Origin of the sequence: Streptomyces sp. NPDC006610, assembly GCF_040611575.1 — a bacterium.
Lineage (GTDB): Bacteria > Actinomycetota > Actinomycetes > Streptomycetales > Streptomycetaceae > Streptomyces.
Genome location: NZ_JBEXOP010000025.1, coordinates 1 through 15,176, shown reverse-complemented (window position 1 = coordinate 15,176; position 15,176 = coordinate 1). Strand labels below are relative to the sequence as shown.

General features: G+C 66.8%; 16 protein-coding genes and 1 pseudogene. 14 read left to right on the top strand and 3 right to left on the bottom strand.

Annotation, left to right across the window (positions count from 1 at the left end; genetic code table 11):
• Positions 1–25 precede the first annotated feature (25 nt).
• The 6 genes from ABZY13_RS20655 to tcmP all read left to right on the top strand — a co-directional run bounded on the left by ABZY13_RS20655 (position 26) and on the right by tcmP (position 5,827).
• Positions 26–166, top strand: coding sequence for a hypothetical protein (locus ABZY13_RS20655; RefSeq protein WP_356632736.1), 141 nt, complete (start codon positions 26–28; stop codon positions 164–166).
• A gap of 123 nt (positions 167–289) precedes the next feature.
• Positions 290–610 carry a hypothetical protein gene (locus ABZY13_RS20650; protein WP_356632734.1) on the top strand — a complete coding sequence of 107 codons (321 nt, stop codon included), beginning with the start codon at positions 290–292 and terminating at the stop codon, positions 608–610.
• 264 nt (positions 611–874) lie between these two features.
• Positions 875–1,702, top strand: a complete 828-nt coding sequence (locus tag ABZY13_RS20645) for a glycoside hydrolase domain-containing protein (RefSeq protein ID WP_356632732.1) — start codon at positions 875–877, stop codon at positions 1,700–1,702.
• 77 nt (positions 1,703–1,779) lie between these two features.
• Entirely contained in the window at positions 1,780–2,400 is a 621-nt protein-coding gene (locus tag ABZY13_RS20640; protein ID WP_356632730.1) for a hypothetical protein, read from the top strand.
• Between the two features lie 280 nt (positions 2,401–2,680).
• Positions 2,681–3,766: a hypothetical protein gene (locus tag ABZY13_RS20635; protein WP_356632728.1), complete on the top strand. Its 1,086-nt coding sequence runs from the start codon at positions 2,681–2,683 to the stop codon at positions 3,764–3,766.
• An 879-nt stretch (positions 3,767–4,645) separates the two neighbouring features.
• A complete protein-coding gene (tcmP, locus tag ABZY13_RS20630; RefSeq protein ID WP_356632726.1) occupies positions 4,646–5,827 on the top strand; it encodes a three-Cys-motif partner protein TcmP in 1,182 nt (393 codons plus the stop codon).
• 24 nt (positions 5,828–5,851) lie between these two features.
• Here tcmP and ABZY13_RS20625 read toward each other — a convergent pair whose 3' ends face one another.
• The gene (locus tag ABZY13_RS20625; protein ID WP_356632724.1) at positions 5,852–6,598 is read right to left on the bottom strand and encodes a phage Gp37/Gp68 family protein; all 747 of its coding nucleotides are present in this window, start codon (positions 6,596–6,598) and stop codon (positions 5,852–5,854) included.
• An 819-nt stretch (positions 6,599–7,417) separates the two neighbouring features.
• Here ABZY13_RS20625 and ABZY13_RS20620 point away from each other — a divergent pair.
• The 6 genes from ABZY13_RS20620 to ABZY13_RS20595 all read left to right on the top strand — a co-directional run bounded on the left by ABZY13_RS20620 (position 7,418) and on the right by ABZY13_RS20595 (position 11,599).
• The gene (locus ABZY13_RS20620) at positions 7,418–7,810 is read left to right on the top strand and encodes a hypothetical protein (protein ID WP_356632722.1); all 393 of its coding nucleotides are present in this window, start codon (positions 7,418–7,420) and stop codon (positions 7,808–7,810) included.
• A gap of 418 nt (positions 7,811–8,228) precedes the next feature.
• Positions 8,229–8,870: an RNA polymerase sigma factor gene (locus ABZY13_RS20615; protein WP_356632720.1), complete on the top strand. Its 642-nt coding sequence runs from the start codon at positions 8,229–8,231 to the stop codon at positions 8,868–8,870.
• Positions 8,867–9,874, top strand: a complete 1,008-nt coding sequence (locus ABZY13_RS20610; protein ID WP_356632718.1) for a CU044_5270 family protein — start codon at positions 8,867–8,869, stop codon at positions 9,872–9,874. Before ABZY13_RS20615 ends, ABZY13_RS20610 begins: the two co-directional genes overlap by 4 nt.
• 51 nt (positions 9,875–9,925) lie before the next feature.
• Positions 9,926–10,264, top strand: a complete 339-nt coding sequence (locus tag ABZY13_RS20605) for a transposase (RefSeq protein WP_356632716.1) — start codon at positions 9,926–9,928, stop codon at positions 10,262–10,264.
• Positions 10,222–10,686, top strand: a complete 465-nt coding sequence (locus ABZY13_RS20600; protein WP_356632714.1) for an IS5 family transposase — start codon at positions 10,222–10,224, stop codon at positions 10,684–10,686. Before ABZY13_RS20605 ends, ABZY13_RS20600 begins: the two co-directional genes overlap by 43 nt.
• Before the next feature lie 238 nt (positions 10,687–10,924).
• Positions 10,925–11,599, top strand: a complete 675-nt coding sequence (locus tag ABZY13_RS20595; RefSeq protein WP_356632712.1) for a peptidase inhibitor family I36 protein — start codon at positions 10,925–10,927, stop codon at positions 11,597–11,599.
• 410 nt (positions 11,600–12,009) lie between these two features.
• Here the strand turns inward: ABZY13_RS20595 and ABZY13_RS20590 are convergent.
• Positions 12,010–12,298 (bottom strand): annotated as a pseudogene (locus ABZY13_RS20590) (IS630 family transposase); the annotation flags it as partial.
• Between the two features lie 87 nt (positions 12,299–12,385).
• Complete coding sequence (locus tag ABZY13_RS20585; RefSeq protein ID WP_356632710.1) at positions 12,386–12,751, bottom strand: hypothetical protein; 366 nt, start codon at positions 12,749–12,751, stop codon at positions 12,386–12,388.
• Between the two features lie 681 nt (positions 12,752–13,432).
• Here ABZY13_RS20585 and ABZY13_RS20580 point away from each other — a divergent pair.
• Positions 13,433–13,654 (top strand): hypothetical protein, encoded by a 222-nt coding sequence (locus ABZY13_RS20580; protein ID WP_356632708.1) that lies wholly within the window; start codon positions 13,433–13,435, stop codon positions 13,652–13,654.
• A 315-nt stretch (positions 13,655–13,969) separates the two neighbouring features.
• Positions 13,970–14,590: a hypothetical protein gene (locus ABZY13_RS20575; RefSeq protein ID WP_356632706.1), complete on the top strand. Its 621-nt coding sequence runs from the start codon at positions 13,970–13,972 to the stop codon at positions 14,588–14,590.
• Positions 14,591–15,176: the final 586 nt, after the last annotated feature.

The following is a 15,176-nucleotide window of genomic DNA, read 5'->3' as shown; positions in this document are numbered from 1 at the left end:
GACAAGGTCCGGCAGACTCCTGGCCATGGATGCGGGGCTTGCGGGACTTCTGGGTGGTGTCATCGGCGCAGCGGTGGGGGCGATCGGTGCCACCGCGTCGGCCTACATCACCGGCCGGAAGGCGGAACAGCAGGCACGGATCCAGGTCCAGGCCCAACTGGCATAGGCACAATGGCAGCTCCGCCTCGAGTACCTAAACCAGCGTCATGAACCCCGGGCGCAGGCGTACACCGCCCTACTGACCCTCGCCGCCGAGGTCCAGCAGCTGCTAGAGCGGGCGATCGGATGCATGGAAGCGCGCGACAGTGCCCAGTACCCGACCGTCGTCCAGCAGATAGAAGAAAGACTCAAGGAGTTCGCGACTCTCTACACCCGGGTCCGGGTGGAAGGCCCCGAAGCAATGCTCCACCCGACCCAGGTCATCGAGGCCGTCCTCTCCCCCTTCCTGTGGCCGATGGAGGACTTCTACGACTTCGAGGACTACGAAGGGCTCTGCGACTACCGGAACGAAGTCTCGGAAGCTGTCTACGGGTTCGTCGATGCCGCTCGAAAGACGCTCAACGATGACCTGCTCACCAGCCGCCTCGCCGCCAGCCCTGAACACCCTTAACAGCTAGCGGCTTCTCACACTGCGCCCCGCTGCTTCCCTTAGAAGGTTCCGGCAGGCGACAGGAGGGCCCTGGGCCGGGCCGAACTGCCCGTCGGTTGATCGATTCTCTGGCCACCAGTAGATCTTGGATAGGGTGCGGGCATCAACTGTCGGAGCTGATCGCGTTGCCTTCGCTGAGGGTGCGTCCACACCCTCTGGTGTGCCACCTGGCTGCGGTCGCCAGCACATGTTGGCCACAGGCTGCGATCTGAATGGGGTGGGAAGATGTCCGGTCACCGGCTGTCCAAGAGAAACCGCTACATCGCGTGGGCCGCGACGGGTGTCGTCGTCGTCGCCGGCGCCGGGATCGCGGCGCAGACTTCCCTGGCCGCCCCGAGCTGGCCGGCGCAGAAGACGTACACGGGGCGGGCGTTCGACGCCTGCACGGCGCCCTCCCTGGCGGCGATGAAGGCGTGGAACACCGGCTTCTACGGCGCGGCGGCGGTCTACATCGGCGGCAAGAACCGCGGCTGCGCGCAGCCCAACCTCACCGCCTCGTGGGTGAAGTCGGTCAACGCCGCGGGCTGGAAGCTGATCCCGCTCTACGTCGGCGCCCAGCCGCCCTGCCAGGCGAGCAGGAACCCCGAGCGGTTCACCGCCTCCACGGCCGCCGCCGTCGGGGCCAGCAACGCCAACGACGCCGTCGCCAAGGCCGCCGCACTCGGCATGAAGCCGGGCAGCCCGATCTACCTCAACATGGAGTCGTACGACATCACGAACAAGATGTGCAACGACGCCACCCTGACGTACGTGCGCTCCTTCACCAGGACCCTGCGGGCCAAGACCTACCGCGCCGGGTTGTACGGCTTCGCCGACTCCAGCGCCAAGGCCGTCGCCACCGCCGCCAACCGGACGGATCTGCCGGGCAACCTCTGGTACGCGCTGTGGAACAAGAGGAACACCACCACCGCCGACTGGCCCTGGGACCCCCAGCTGTACACCGACCACAGCCGCGGCCACCAGTACATGGCCAACAGCAAGGAGACCCGCGGCGGCCACACCATCACCGTCGACCGCAACGCCTGGGACGCCCCAGTCGCCATCATCGGATAGGCAGCATGTCCGTGCGGACCTCGGCTCCCGGCTCGTAGGCGTCGGAAGTTCGGTGTCCCCCCACGCCGAGCCGGACTTTGATCCGCATCCTCGACAACGCCGATCGGGACCGCGACCGCCCGGCCCGGCTCCTGGAACGCCACTACGAGCACCGCCGGGTCCAGGCCCTGGTCACCCTCGCCGCCAACCCGCACACTCCGCACGTCGCCGTCGCGGACGTCCTGCGCGGGCTGCATCCGGCAGCACTGGCCCGGATTGCCGAGAAGGCCGGCGGGCCCGACTGGTTCTTGGCCGCGTCGGCCGCCGCTCCGGTGCCCGAAGACGAGGACGACGGGGTGGTGCGGCTGGTGAACGACGACGAACTCGGCAAGCACCCCGATCCTGCGGCCGTCCTGCAGTCCTGGCTCGACTCCCCCGCGACCGGTGAGATCCTCTCCCGCTCCGAGGTTAACCGCGCCGTCGTGAAGTCCCGCTACCGCACCCTGGAGCACCTGCGCCAGATCCCCGCCGATGAGGTCCTCGCCGGCCACGAACCCGAGGTCGCCCTGAGAATCCTGCTGGACCACTGCGGGCGCAGCACCGACCGGTGGGAGGCCCTCGCCGCCGCCATGACCTTCGGCTACGAAGGTGAGGAGATCGCCTTCGGTCAGCTCCTCGACTCCCTGGACGGCGCATCGGTGCGGGCGCGCACGTCCTGAGTGGGCAGGGTCACCAGTTCAGTCGATCCGAAGTGGCGCGTTCCCGGGCCTTCGGCCTCACCTTGCGCGGCACGACGGGAGAAGCGGGCACCGGACGCCCAGGGGGAGGGCGGTGTGCCGCCCCGCCGGTTCGGCCGATGCTGATCGGCCCGTGGCGGGTTGGATCAAGCCAAGTTCAGGAAGCGGCATACGTGCGGCTGCCACCCGGCCAGACTACGCAGTGCAGTTACTTGATTACGCGCGTACCGGGAGGGCTTTCTTGCCGCGCAGGGACGACATCGTGACGATCGTGATCGACGCGAAGAACGAGACGAAGAGATCGATCGACGGCCTGGGCACCAGGGTCAACGACCTGGAACGGGATCTTCGAGCCGCGTTGACCACCGAGATCGCAGGGCTACGCGACACCGCCCTCGCCGACGTGAAATCGTCGCAACACGAGACGCGGACCAGCGCTTACAACGCGGGCAAGCGGGCAAGCGAAGCCGTTGCTGCGGTGGCCGACCTGCGCCGAGACGTCGACCGGCTGCACGACGGGCTCGAAGGTCTGCGGCAGGACGTCGGCAAGATCCTGGAGGCCCTGCAGGCCGCGGCACCGACACGGGTGCCGACGACTGCTGGCTTGGCGGACGACCCGTTCCTCGACCAGGTCGGGACCGAGGCCGGGCCGGATTCCGTGATCCTGCCCGCGCAGAGGCAGGCGCCGGACCAGGAGTCGACAGCGCATGTGGAACCTGCTGACCCGAATCTCTGCGCGGACGGCTCGCCCGGAGGGGAAGAGCCCGGAGCCTCCACGGCTGTCGAAGCCCCCGTAACCGCGGCCGACGGGGAAGAAGCCAATCAGACGTCACCTGACGCCGAGCAGTCCCCGCCGGGAACCGGTGACCTCGAAGACGGGGACCACGATGTCGTCCGCGCGGCGCGGGAGGCCGGCGAGCAGGACGCTAACGACTCGTTGACGGAGCCGTCTCCGCTCACCTGGAAGGGCAGAATCTGGGCGATCATGAGGGCAGGGAGGGTCGCGTCGGCCACCCTGGTCTGCCACCGGGACACTTGGGAGTTCGTGGCAGCGCAGGTGGGCAGCCACCCGCACTTCCGGACCCCGGCCCTCGAGGAACGCGAGAACGGCAGTGTGGCCGCGGTCCTCTCCGGCCGGTCGCTGGTCGCCATGCTCCTTGCCCTCTACCACACGGCGAACACCTCCCTGCGCAAGCCGGGCGGCGAGGACGACTTGATCGCCTACGCCGACTGGGCCATGGCCTCAGAGGTCTACTCCGCGACCGCCCGAGTCCTCAGTACGGCCCACTACGAGGAAGGGGACCCCGTCGTAGTGACGATCGACCGCCGGGTGCGCGCTCGGGCATGACAGCACCGGGCGAGCGCCTCTGACGGGCAAGACCGCCTGACGGTTGATGCACCGGGGACGAACGGCAAAGAGCTGAGCACCCTCACCACCGGGAAGGGCCCTCAGCGGCAGACGCCGTCGGCCGGGGCCCAAGTGGTGCACATGGCTTCGGTGCCGACGGCGATGAGACTCAGCGTTGCCGGCGTTGACGGCAGCCCGGCCAGGGGTGTCCGGAGAGGGCCTTCGGCCTCTGGGATAGCGGAATGGCGCGAAAGCGCAGAGAACCGCTCAGGCCTGGTCGGGTACCGCGCGATGGATCAGTCGGTGACCCCGGGGCACCGCCGTTCTCGCCGGGGCCGCCGAGCTCGTGGCCCCGGACCTTCTGGCCGTCCCTGATGCCCGCGAGGATGCGCACGTTGTAGGTGCGCTGATCGCGGACGAGCCGGCCCTCGCCCTGGCACGTAGCGCAGGACTGTGCCGCCTTCTCGTCGGTCCTGGTGGCGCAGGCGGGCAGCCAGAGCGGCTGCCCACTTACGGCCCCCTGCCTGCACAACTCCCCTTTCCCGGTACACGCCGTGACGGACCACATACCGGCATGCACCTGCCACGCCACGCCGAAGAGCCCTCCACGACAGGGAGATCCGCAGCAAGGCCACGCGACTGGACGCGGTGGCCCGCAGGATCTGGCCGGCGCGATACCGGTGCCGCAGATTTCATGGCGGGGCTTTCACTCCAACGGGTTATCCCTGCAACCCTGCCCGGGCGCGGTGCGCTCTCAAGCACCGCAACCGGGCCAGAACTGTGGGGGATGAAGGATCGGGCCTCTTGTCGGACTCCGGTACGTGGCTGACGATTCGTAGCAGAGCAGACGGTTGTCCGGACCTTGACGAGGTGGGGGCCATGTCGACGGGAACGAGCGGGGATTACTGGAAAGACAGAGCACTGCCCAGCGTATTCAAGCATGACCTGCTGAAGCGCTATCTGGCTCAGTTCGGCGGCATGCTGAGTGGCCAGTCGCATGACAAGCGGGTGGTCTACCTGGACGGATACGCGGGCGAGGGCCGTTATGAGAACGGCGAGCCGGCCTCCGCGGAACTCGCGCTCAGGGTCGCCTCCTACTTCCGTGCCCGGCACGGGGTGACGGTGGAGGGCTTCTTCACCGAGGCGCAGGCCAGGTCGTTCCAGCGGCTGCAGGACGTCGTGGAGGGTTACCGCCGCCAAGGGGTCGTCGCGCATGCTCACCGCGGTGAGGTCGACGGGGTGCTCGACAGCGTCGTCCAGCGGGCCGCGGGCAGGCCGCTGTTCCTCTTCCTGGACCCGTGCGGGCTGGTGCTGCCCCAGGACCGGCTCGTGGACGTGCTGGCCAGGCAGCGGCCGGACAAGAAGCCGGCGACCGAGTTGCTGATGAACTTCAGCATGATGGCGGTGTGGCGGCTGGGCGGGCACGTCCGTTCACCGAAGGGCAACGAGACCTCGCTGCGGCGCTTCGACGAGGTCTGCGGGGGCGCCTGGTGGCGTGAGTACTTCGCCGAGGCGGCGGCCCCCGGCGCCCAGGCCGGCGCCGCGGAGGATGCCATCGAGGCGGTAGCAGCCGAGTACGCCCGCCGCCTGGCCAGCCGCACCGGCATGTTCGTGCAGTCGGTGCCGGTCTCGCACGCCCCGCACAAGCGCGCCGTATACCGGCTGGTGTTCGCCACCCGCAGCCAGTACGGGCTGTGGGTGTTCGGCGACACCGTGGCCCGGGCCCGCGCGGAATGGTGGAAGACCCTGGAACTGCAGGAAACCCGGGAGGACCCCGACGCCCTGTTCTCCGCTGCCTCCGTCCTGCGGCCCGACCCGGCCGTCGTGGAGAAGGAAGCCGTTCCGGCGATAGCCGCCAACCTGGAGAGACTGCTGAGCGCGGGGCGCCCGGTCCGGCTGGTCGACCACACCCTGGCCGTGTTCGGTGACTACTTCGGGCAGGTCACCGATCCTGCAGCCCGCAAGGCAGTCAAGTACCTGCACAGCCAGGGCAAGACACCCACCACAGGTGTCGGCGGCGACAAGACCCGCGCGCTGGTCGTGCAGCCCGCACGTCCCTGAACGCGTCACCCGCGGTCCGCGGTGCTACACCGTCGCGGGCTGCGGCATCTCGTCCCAGGTACGTCCCTCCAGCTCGCGGCCGCCGGCCTTCGGCGTACGGCCGCCCCACTGCTTGAAGAAGAAGGCCACACCTGCCTGCTGGCAGACGTCCCGGATCTGCGCGACCCAGGCCTCGTCCAGCGGCCGGTGCCCGCGCCCGGACTCGCCGCCCGCGATCACCCAGTCGATGCCGGACAGCTCGAGCCCGTCCAGCGGTCCCAGCAGCGGCTCGCACGACAGGAACCGCACCGCCGCCGGCACCTGCCGCAGGTCGTCCACGCGCGCGAGCTCCTGCGCGCTCTCCACCGACACCCCCATCCACAGGTTGTCGGGCCACTCCAGACGGCCGGCGATCTGCCGAAGGCGCCGCGCCCGCTTGGTCAGCACCTGGTAGGTGTGCTGCGGAGTGTCGGCAATCACCTCGAAGACCCGCCGCACGTAGTCCAGCGGCACCCGGGCGTGGAAGAGGTCGCTCATGGAGTTCACGAACACCGTGCGCGGGCTCTTCCACCCGTAGGGCACCCGCAGGGCATCCGGATGGACCGTCAGCCCGAAACCCGGGCCGGAGGTCCGCGGGTCACCATCCGTCTGGTACTTCGGCGAGCCCATCGCCTTCAGGCGTTTCGCCAGCGTCAGCGCGTAGCAGTTGTCGCAGCCCTCCGACACACGGTCGCATCCCGTGGTCGGGTTCCACGTCGCTTCGGTCCACTCGATCGCACTGCGGTCGCTCACTGGTCCCCTCCTGCTGTGTGCTGCCCAACGATGCCCTCCGCCGCCGCGTTGCGGGAAGCGATGACCGGGACTGCTGGTGTTCGTAACCGATCCTGAACATTCACCAAATGGAACATGTGTTCACACGGTAGTTATCCGTACACGTCCCGTCGAGCGGCCCTTACAGCCCGTCCGGCCTCCTGGCACCGGCCCCACACCGCCTCACCCACCGCTCAGACATCGCCTCTCCGGACCGCGCGTCGCTCCCGGGCCCGGGCAGGGCCGCGCCCTCGACCGCCGCAGCCCTACGCCACGCTGCGCACGGCTCGCCTGCACCACGGCCAGCGCACCGTCCGGCTCGAGGAACGCACGCCAACTCAGCTCATGCATCGCGGCAGCCTGCCGCTCCACCACTTCCGCGATGACCAGGTCCACCCTCGACGGCCGGACGACCTGGCGGTGCACCTCGATGGCACGGCGGTAGCCACCCGGCGGGATCCGCCGCTGCACCGGCGCGGTGGGCACAGTCAACGGAGCCGGGTCAGCTGCTGCTGTGGCCCTCTCCCAACCATCAAGCAGCTGCACGAGGACGGCGCGCAGCGTAGCGGGGGAGGCGGAACCGCAACGCAGCGGCGGGTCCGGCGGGCCAGCAAGGCCGGGAAGATCCGCTGGGGCCCGTAGGTGCCAAGCCGCTCGTCGGATGCACCGTCTACGCCGGTTGCCCGCCGACGATGGCGCGCCCATGGCCTACAACGGGCTCGCCGGGGTGGGCTCGCTGGTGGCACGATCGCCCGAGGCGAGGGTGCCACGCCCGCATACAGGGCAGTGAAGGACCGCGCCGTGTACAACTGCGCGCATCCCACTGAGTTCTCGGAGCCCATTGTGAGTGATTTCCCCTCTGGTGTGACCGGTGCCATCGGCCACGCCTTGGCCCTCAACTTGCGCCATTACGCCCAGCAGTTCGGCGTGGACAACTTGAGTGGGACTGACCTGTACGCGGACGTGATCGCAGCGTTGAAGTGGGTTCACTCCGTGGACCCGCAGACGGCCGTGTACGTGGCCCGGCACGCTCTGCAGGACGCGGCAGACGAGGGCGACCGGCATCCCGTGCCGCTGAAGGAAGCGGCGCTCTGCCTGCGACATTCCCTGACGCAGGCCAGCGTGCCATACGGGAAGTGGTCGCAAGGCCAGGCGGAGGCGTTCGTGACCGCCGTCCTCCTGGACGTCACCTGACGACCGCCTCCGCGCAAAGGGCCCGTGCAGGTCCCTCCGGCGGCGGAGCATTTTCATCATGCGTACCGACGTGCCGTGACGGCTGATTGGGGTCCGGCCCGTCAAGGTCGGCCAAGACGCGCTCACCGACATCGCGAACCCGCGGCGGCTGGCGGCCGAGGTGGTCCTCACCGGGGAGGCCCACGACGTTGCGCGGTGTTCCCGTCTCAGCCAGCAGGTTGCCGGTCATCCCTCCGGTGCGGGTCGCCATGCGCCGTCCAGGGGGTGGGCGATGCCGTGGTCCAGCAACTGGCACTGGCTTGGGCCAGACGGTGTTCTCTCAGGAGTGATTGGCCTGTGGGGATGGGTCGCGTGTCTCGCCGTTCGGCTGCGGCGGACAAGAAGTGGAACCGATGCAGTCGTGTGGACACTTGTTGCTGTGGACTTACCATTGCACGAACGGGTCCGGTCTGGCGATCGGGCGGCGTTCGCCAAGATCTTCGACGAGCATGCGCGGGTCGTCTATGCCCATGCGATCAGGACGACGGGTGACTGGGCCCTCGCCGAGGACGTCATGTCGCTCACGTTTCTGGAGGCCTGGCGACTACGCGACAAGCTGCGCGGGGAAGTCAGAAGCGTCCGGGCATGGCTGTTGGGCATAGCGACCAATGTGATGCGAAATATCACACGGGCGGCACGCAGGCATCGAGAGGCGATGTCCCGGCTGCCGCCGCCCGAAGCGTTACCTGACTTTGCAGACGCCGTGGTCGGGCAGCTGGCCGACGTCCAGCGGCTGGCCGCTGCCGCCCGGGCGTTGCAACGTCTGAAGCGGACCGAACGCGAGGTGTTCACCCTGGTCGTCTGGTCCGACCTGGGGTACGCCGCGACCGCTGAGGCATTGGGCATTCCAGTCGGCACCGTCCGCTCCCGGCTCTCACGGGCAAGAGAGAAACTGCGCAGGCTCGTCGAGGAGGAGCTCAAGGCGGACCCGGACGGTGCGGAACCGCGGACCGGCAGCGGACACCTATCGCCAAGCGGGGCGGCCACAGCCCGCGCGTCGCGCAGAAGGAGCACACGATGAGTCTCGAGCAGCGGGAGCAATCCGAGCGTGAGCGGGCAAGCCGAGTGCTGCCTCCGGCTCCCTTTCCGGAACCGGCACCTGGACGAGTGGAAGCTCGCCGTGAGCACTTCTTGAGTGAAGTCGACCGGCAGACGCGATCGCGCTCTCGCCGCCTGGCATGGCACTCCAGAGGGCGTTTGAGGCTGGTGCTGGGCGGCGCAGTGGCCGCTGGGGCGACCATCGTCGTGCTCAGTGTCTGGTCCGATGCTCCGGACGCTGCGTCTGAAGTGCCGCCGGCCTCGGCAGCCTCGGTCCAGCTGCTCGAGAGGGCGGCTCTGGCCGCCGCTACGACGCCGCAGAACGAGGTGCGCGTGGGGCAGTACGCGTATGTCAAGACGGTTGGCCACACGTCGGTGCTGTCCGAGACCGAGACCGGTGCGATGGAACTCTCGCGCGAGGACGAGAGTATGGAGCAGTGGACCTCGGTGGACGGAAGTGAGCGGACGCTGCAGCGCAAAGGCGGCAGCGACTCACTAGTGCCGGGCACTCGGGGCCCAGGCAATCTGAACTCACCGACCTACCACTTCCTGGCCGCCCTGCCGACCGATCCTGATGCTCTGTTGAAGAGGATTCGCGACGACGCCGAGAAGAATCACGGAGCTGGTTCCGACTCCACGACGGGACCGGACCAGGAGGCGTTCGTCACGATCGGAGATCTTCTGCGTAGTGGGGTGACTCCGCCCGATACGTCTGCGGCACTCTACCGGGCCGCTGCCCTCATCCCCGGAGTCGACGTCGTCTCCGGCGCCGTGGACGCGGCAGGCCGGCACGGGGTCGCCGTCGCCCGAACACACGATGGCGAACGGACTGAGTGGATCTTCGACAAGAGCACGGCCCGGTTGCTGGGCGAGCGCACGGTCCTCGTGGAGGACACGGCGTGGGGGAAGGCCGGCACGGTCGTCAGTTCCGTCGCCCTCATCGACAGCGGCATCGTCAACCAGGCCGGACAGACTCCTTCAGAATGAGTTTTGGTTCAGGCCTTGGCAGTTGGGCTGGCGGGCGGCAGAGTTCTACGGGTGTCGGATGATCTTGTGCCTGATGATCTGTGGGACCGCGTGGCCCCGCTGCTCCCTCCTCGTCCGCCGCGTCGTCGCCGGTATACAGGTCGGCTGCCGACGGACGACCGGGCCGCCCTGCGCGGGATCATCTATGTCTCGCGCACGGGTGTGACCTGGGCGGACGTGCCGACCGACACGATCGGCTGCAGTGGGGTGACGTGCTGGCGGCACCTGCGGGACTGGACCGAGGCCGGCGTCTGGCCCCGCCTGCACGAGATCCTCCTCGCGAACTCCGCAGGGCGGGTCTGCTGGACATGGAGGACGCCGCGGTCGACGGCTCGCACGTCCGGGCCCTGAAAGAGGGCTCACACCGGACCTTCGCCGGTCGACCGCGGCCGCCTCGGCACCAAGCACCATGTGATCACGACCGGCACGGAACACTCCTTGCGGTATCGGTGACCGGCGGAAACCATCACGACGTCACCCAGCTCATGCCCCTGCTGGACGCCATACCACGCATCCGCGGCCTGGTGGGCAGGCCCCGCCACCGACCCAAGCGTCTGTTCGCCGACCGCGGCTACGACTACGACAAGTATCGTCGCCTCCTGCGCGCCCGTGGCATCACACCGAAGATCTCCGCCCGCAAGGGCACCGCCCACGGATCCGGCCTGGGCAGGACCAGATGGGTCGTTGAGCGGACCTTCGCCTGGCTCCACCAGTTCAAACGCCTGCGGACCCGCTACGAGATACGAGCCGACCTCCACCTCGGACTGCTCTAACTCGCCTGCAGCATCATCTGCTTGCGACGGCTCCGAACCTCATTCTGAAATGATCAGTTAGTCGGATCCTCACGCGACGCAGCGCGGTACACCGGTGACAGCGACCGTCACAAGGTCGAACATCAGGACGTTCGTGAGGGAGATTTCGACATCCTCCATCACAACTCACCCCTACCCTCGAGCCTTGTAGTGGGATTCCTGTGACGCACTTGCACACTTCAATCACAGGAGAAACAGCATGCGCCGTGCACGCATCCTCGTCCCAGTCGTCGCCGCTCTGTGCGCTGTGGCGGCGAGCACGACGACCTCAACCGCAGCACCGGAGCCCACCGCATCACCTGAGGTCGGCCTCGCCACGCCGGCTGAGGAGGCAGCATTGCAGAAGCAGCTCGCCGAGTCCAAGCCCGTAATCGCCACCTACAAGGGAAAGAGGATCAACCTGGCCGACGGCTGGCAGGGAGCGCAGGCCTGTTCGGAAGTGCCGAGCGGTGAAGTCTACTGCTACGACAGCGCCGAGGAGGCGGATCGTGCTCTGGCTGCCATCGCCCCAGCAGCCGCGGGAGGCTACGGGAAGCGCGCGGCGTTAGCGAAAGCCGGCGGCGAGTTCGGTCCTACAGCTTGGAGTGACTGCGCTTGGGGATGGGTCTGTCTTTGGGAGCACTCAAACTTCACGGGACGTCGGCTCCAGTGGTCCGCCGACGGGACCAAGCAGCTCGGCGACTGGGACTTCCGGGACCAGGCCAGCTCCGGCTGCGTGAGGCGCGATCAAGGCGGTGCGTTGGTCTACGACGCCCGCACGGGCCTGCCCGACCCGTACATGGCCCTGGCCAACCCGCACTGCTACGACTTCACCACCGCCAGCTACCCGACCGGTGGCACCTTCAACGACAAGGCTGACTACATAAAGATATGACCGGCCGGCCTGGCGTCGCCTGTGGTGCTCGGGCGGAGAGCCTCTTGCCTAGGGGTGCCTGAGCAGGCATGAGTTCTGCTCACTCCGAGCTGCGGTCCCGGACCAGTCTGGCCGGGACCGCAGCAGTCTGCCTCAACCTCTCGGTCAGGTTGCATCGCTGTCAGGGTCGGGCTTATTTGCTTCAAAGCCCGCACAGGCGGCGGGTCGTCCTCGCAGACGCCCCATAGCCGCTGATCCGGTCGGCCAGGGCAGCTTCCGCCGCCGTTCGCTCCCGTCTCGGGCCGGAAGTACGTCTGCGGCGCCGAGCAGTTTTTTAAGGGCGCACCCGCCTTGCGCGCAGGCGATCAGGCTGAGGAGGCACCCAGGAAGAGCAGGCGGGCTGCATGCGGCGGTGGTCGATGCTCACAGGATTCGTCTCCGACGGAGTAGCAGCCGTGGATGTAGGTGACGCCGTGCGGCAGCGGTAGATCGCTGACAGCCGGTCGGGCTTGCCTGTTTCGCCCAGCAGGAGCCTGCTGTCGGGAGCGCCCCCAACGGCCCGAACTTGTCGAGGGTCGAAGAACCCGGTCCGGGTAGCGGTCCAGGACGTGTTCGATCCGGTCGACCTTGGTGTCACGGTCGAGGTCGGGGATCCTTGGCTTGCCAAGGTGTGCGGATGATAGGTCATCGTACGCGGCGCATATGGGCGGCGAGTGCGCGGTTGAAGGGCACCCATACGGTGCCCTCACCTCTTCCATGAGATCACCCGCCCCAGGCAGCGGACGTACGTCCGTCAGGGTGGTGGGCTCATATCGGAGCTTCCAACACTTCTTCCACTCTCACTTCACCCGTATCTGCATCTTTTGGCCAGATGACGGCAACTTTCCCTTTCACCGTTTTTCCGGCGTCTACGGTGCGCGTGACCCACTTCATCGTCGTGTAGTCGGGGCCGCTGAAGCTGAACCTGATCGTGTATTTGACCTTGAAGTATTCGGGGTTATGGATCGAGTAACGGGCGCTGAATGACCATTCCCCCTTCCATGGAGAGGTGCCGTAATCGATCACGTCAACTTTTGTCCCGGTCGGTACGGGCTGCTGGGGCGAGTTGGCCGTGCAGCCGATCAGGGCGCTGAGCAGGAGCAGGGCGGCGGGGCCGCCAGTTCGTAAGCGCATGGCTCGCAGGCTAGGTGAGCCGGCTGATGGTCCACAACAAGAGGTTGCGGCAGCGATCTATCAGCCATGGCCGAATGAGAAGGGGGGAGGGCTTTGGCCATCCAGCGGGTCTATCGGGTCGAGAGCCTAGATTCCGCTTCACGGAGGCCTCGCAGGGTGTTGCGCGAGCGAACGGGTTCCAGAGGGTTGTCGCAGTCCGGCCAAGCTCCCAGGCTGCGTGGACACCCGCGGTGATTGTGTGACTACAGTGCTTGCGGGGTTCTGCAGAGTTCAGTTCGTGACTGACGTGTACGGGTCCCGCATGACTACGGGGGAAATCGTGCGGCATCATGACGGGCGCCTCCCGTTTGGCTTTCTTGCCTTAGTTTGAGGAGGCTCCTTGAGTAGCAAAAAGACTTCAGTCGCAGTGGCTTTAACGGTTGCGACGACATGCGCCGCTCTACTTACCGGTTCACCGTCCGCGCACGCTGCCACGTCCTACGTGAGTGACGACTGCTCATCCACCGGAAATAAGAAGTGCTTCCGCATTCACTACAATTCGCGATCCGAGATGTACCAGCAGTCCAGGAGCGCATGCCTGGCGACCAACCGCTCTCGCGATAACCACTACGGCTATTCTCCGAACGGAGCTACCTACGTCCGCTGGAGGTTCTGCTGGCTCAACTCGCCGGAGTGGCCTCCATGCCGTGGGCACTGTGGCTGGGGATGCGTCTGGTATGTGAACGCGGCAATCACCTGCTTGTCCTGGTAGGTGGACTGATGTGGCCCGTTATCGGAGGTCATATCGTCGAAAACGCCGGCGTCGGCAAAGCCGAAACGGTCCTCTACGGCGCCCTGTTCGTTTTGCTCGGCGGATTGCTGTCTCTCGTAGAAATGCCAAGAATCCGCGATCTGGACACGTAATTTCAACGATTGGGTTGAGGATAACCATCGCTGAATGCGACCAGAGAACAGGGAAGCCAGGAACCACTTCACTCGCCGTCGAAACTGGCCCATTGGACCAACCGGGCCAAGCCGACTGGCTGCGTATCGGCACAAGAGCCAGACACGCAGGCCAGGCCGGAAACAGCTGAACGACTGCTTGCCCAGCGAGTCGTCGGTTCTATTGGTGAAGCAGCGAGACCTGAAGGCAATGGCAGCCAGGACTCCGCCTTTCGAGTAGATGCTTGTACGTCGGGCACGGATCTCGGACGGACTGCTCGCCCAACGAAGACCGCCATGAAAAGCGACTACGAGTCGCAGCCGGAATGGGTTAGAAGCCCTGCAATCCGAACGGCCCGCACTGCGAGGCCTCACCCGAGAAGAACGGACTTTGACATCACCATGAGAAAACTCTTAGCCGCCGCTGGCAGTGCTGCGGCCCTCGCCCTCGTAGCCCTGGCAGCCGCACCTGCCTCGGCAGTAACTGCCAACTCCCAATTCGACGTCGTATTCCCTGGCGAGAAGCCGCAGACTACCTACTACGTCGAAAACACCGCCATCCTGTCCGCCGGTATCAATGGGAAGTCGATAATGAGCTGGCAAATAATCGATGACCAGGTCATCGACAACTCCAAGCGGTTCACCATCTTCAAAATCACGACACGGATCGAGGAGCGGCTGACCGCTACCAGCGAGGACCATGTCGTTACGTCGAAGACCTGCGACTGGACCAAGCTCGTAAACGACAACTACTCATGGTTCGTCGAAGAGGCCGCTAACACCTGTGCCGCCCCGTCCACGGTCTACGACGGCGACCTGTGGTGGTCGGCGGACTCAACGATCGTCTACGACATCGAAGGCGACGGCAAGGGAGCTATCACAAAGGAACTCCTCGGATCGCCCCTGATCCACGGCTGACACCCGCAGAATGCCGGGTCCTGAGCATTCTTCTTCCGGCCCTCAGGACCCGGTTCTGCCTAGGTTGTCCGCATCACTTCCCGCGCTGGAGTACTTGGGCCAGCACCGCTGGGCCGTGGAGCGGACCTTGTGCGACCGGCTACATGCACCCGCGGCGTGAAGTCCGCGGATGCCGTAGCGCGGCGGCGAACTGGTCGGGGAGGCTGTACGCCGTGTCTCATGACACCGACATCGACGACTGGCCGGGCTGCACACCCCGAAGAAATGCATCTGCCGAGCGACCTGGTGCAGCGGCTCAGGCTGGTCTGCTCCCTGCTTGTACCTGCCGGTCGCCGAACGCCACAGCAAGCCGGGGTGGCGCTGGCGCGTGAAGCGGTGTGGAAGCCCCGAGCCGGCCGATCACGTGAGCGTCTTCTGGAACGCCGATGACGCACTGTTCGACGCCGTCGAGACGCAAGGCAACGGCGGCAGGTCAGGTCACCGGTGGGGCGCTAGAAGGTCGATGAAGATCTTGGTGAGGGGCTGTCCGGCCGTCAGGCCGGACAGCCCTGCGGTCATGTACCGGCCGGTGCGATGTGCCAGGTGC

Coding starts and splice junctions, on each gene's coding strand:
- tcmP (WP_356632726.1), top strand. CDS start 4,646: ATGTCGACGGGAACGAGCGGGGATTACTGGAAAGACAGAGCACTGCCC.
- ABZY13_RS20655 (WP_356632736.1), top strand. CDS start 26: ATGGATGCGGGGCTTGCGGGACTTCTGGGTGGTGTCATCGGCGCAGCG.
- ABZY13_RS20645 (WP_356632732.1), top strand. CDS start 875: ATGTCCGGTCACCGGCTGTCCAAGAGAAACCGCTACATCGCGTGGGCC.
- ABZY13_RS20610 (WP_356632718.1), top strand. CDS start 8,867: ATGAGTCTCGAGCAGCGGGAGCAATCCGAGCGTGAGCGGGCAAGCCGA.
- ABZY13_RS20580 (WP_356632708.1), top strand. CDS start 13,433: ATGCCGTGGGCACTGTGGCTGGGGATGCGTCTGGTATGTGAACGCGGC.
- ABZY13_RS20600 (WP_356632714.1), top strand. CDS start 10,222: ATGGAGGACGCCGCGGTCGACGGCTCGCACGTCCGGGCCCTGAAAGAG.
- ABZY13_RS20585 (WP_356632710.1), bottom strand. CDS start 12,751: ATGCGCTTACGAACTGGCGGCCCCGCCGCCCTGCTCCTGCTCAGCGCC.
- ABZY13_RS20595 (WP_356632712.1), top strand. CDS start 10,925: ATGCGCCGTGCACGCATCCTCGTCCCAGTCGTCGCCGCTCTGTGCGCT.
- ABZY13_RS20650 (WP_356632734.1), top strand. CDS start 290: ATGGAAGCGCGCGACAGTGCCCAGTACCCGACCGTCGTCCAGCAGATA.
- ABZY13_RS20575 (WP_356632706.1), top strand. CDS start 13,970: ATGAAAAGCGACTACGAGTCGCAGCCGGAATGGGTTAGAAGCCCTGCA.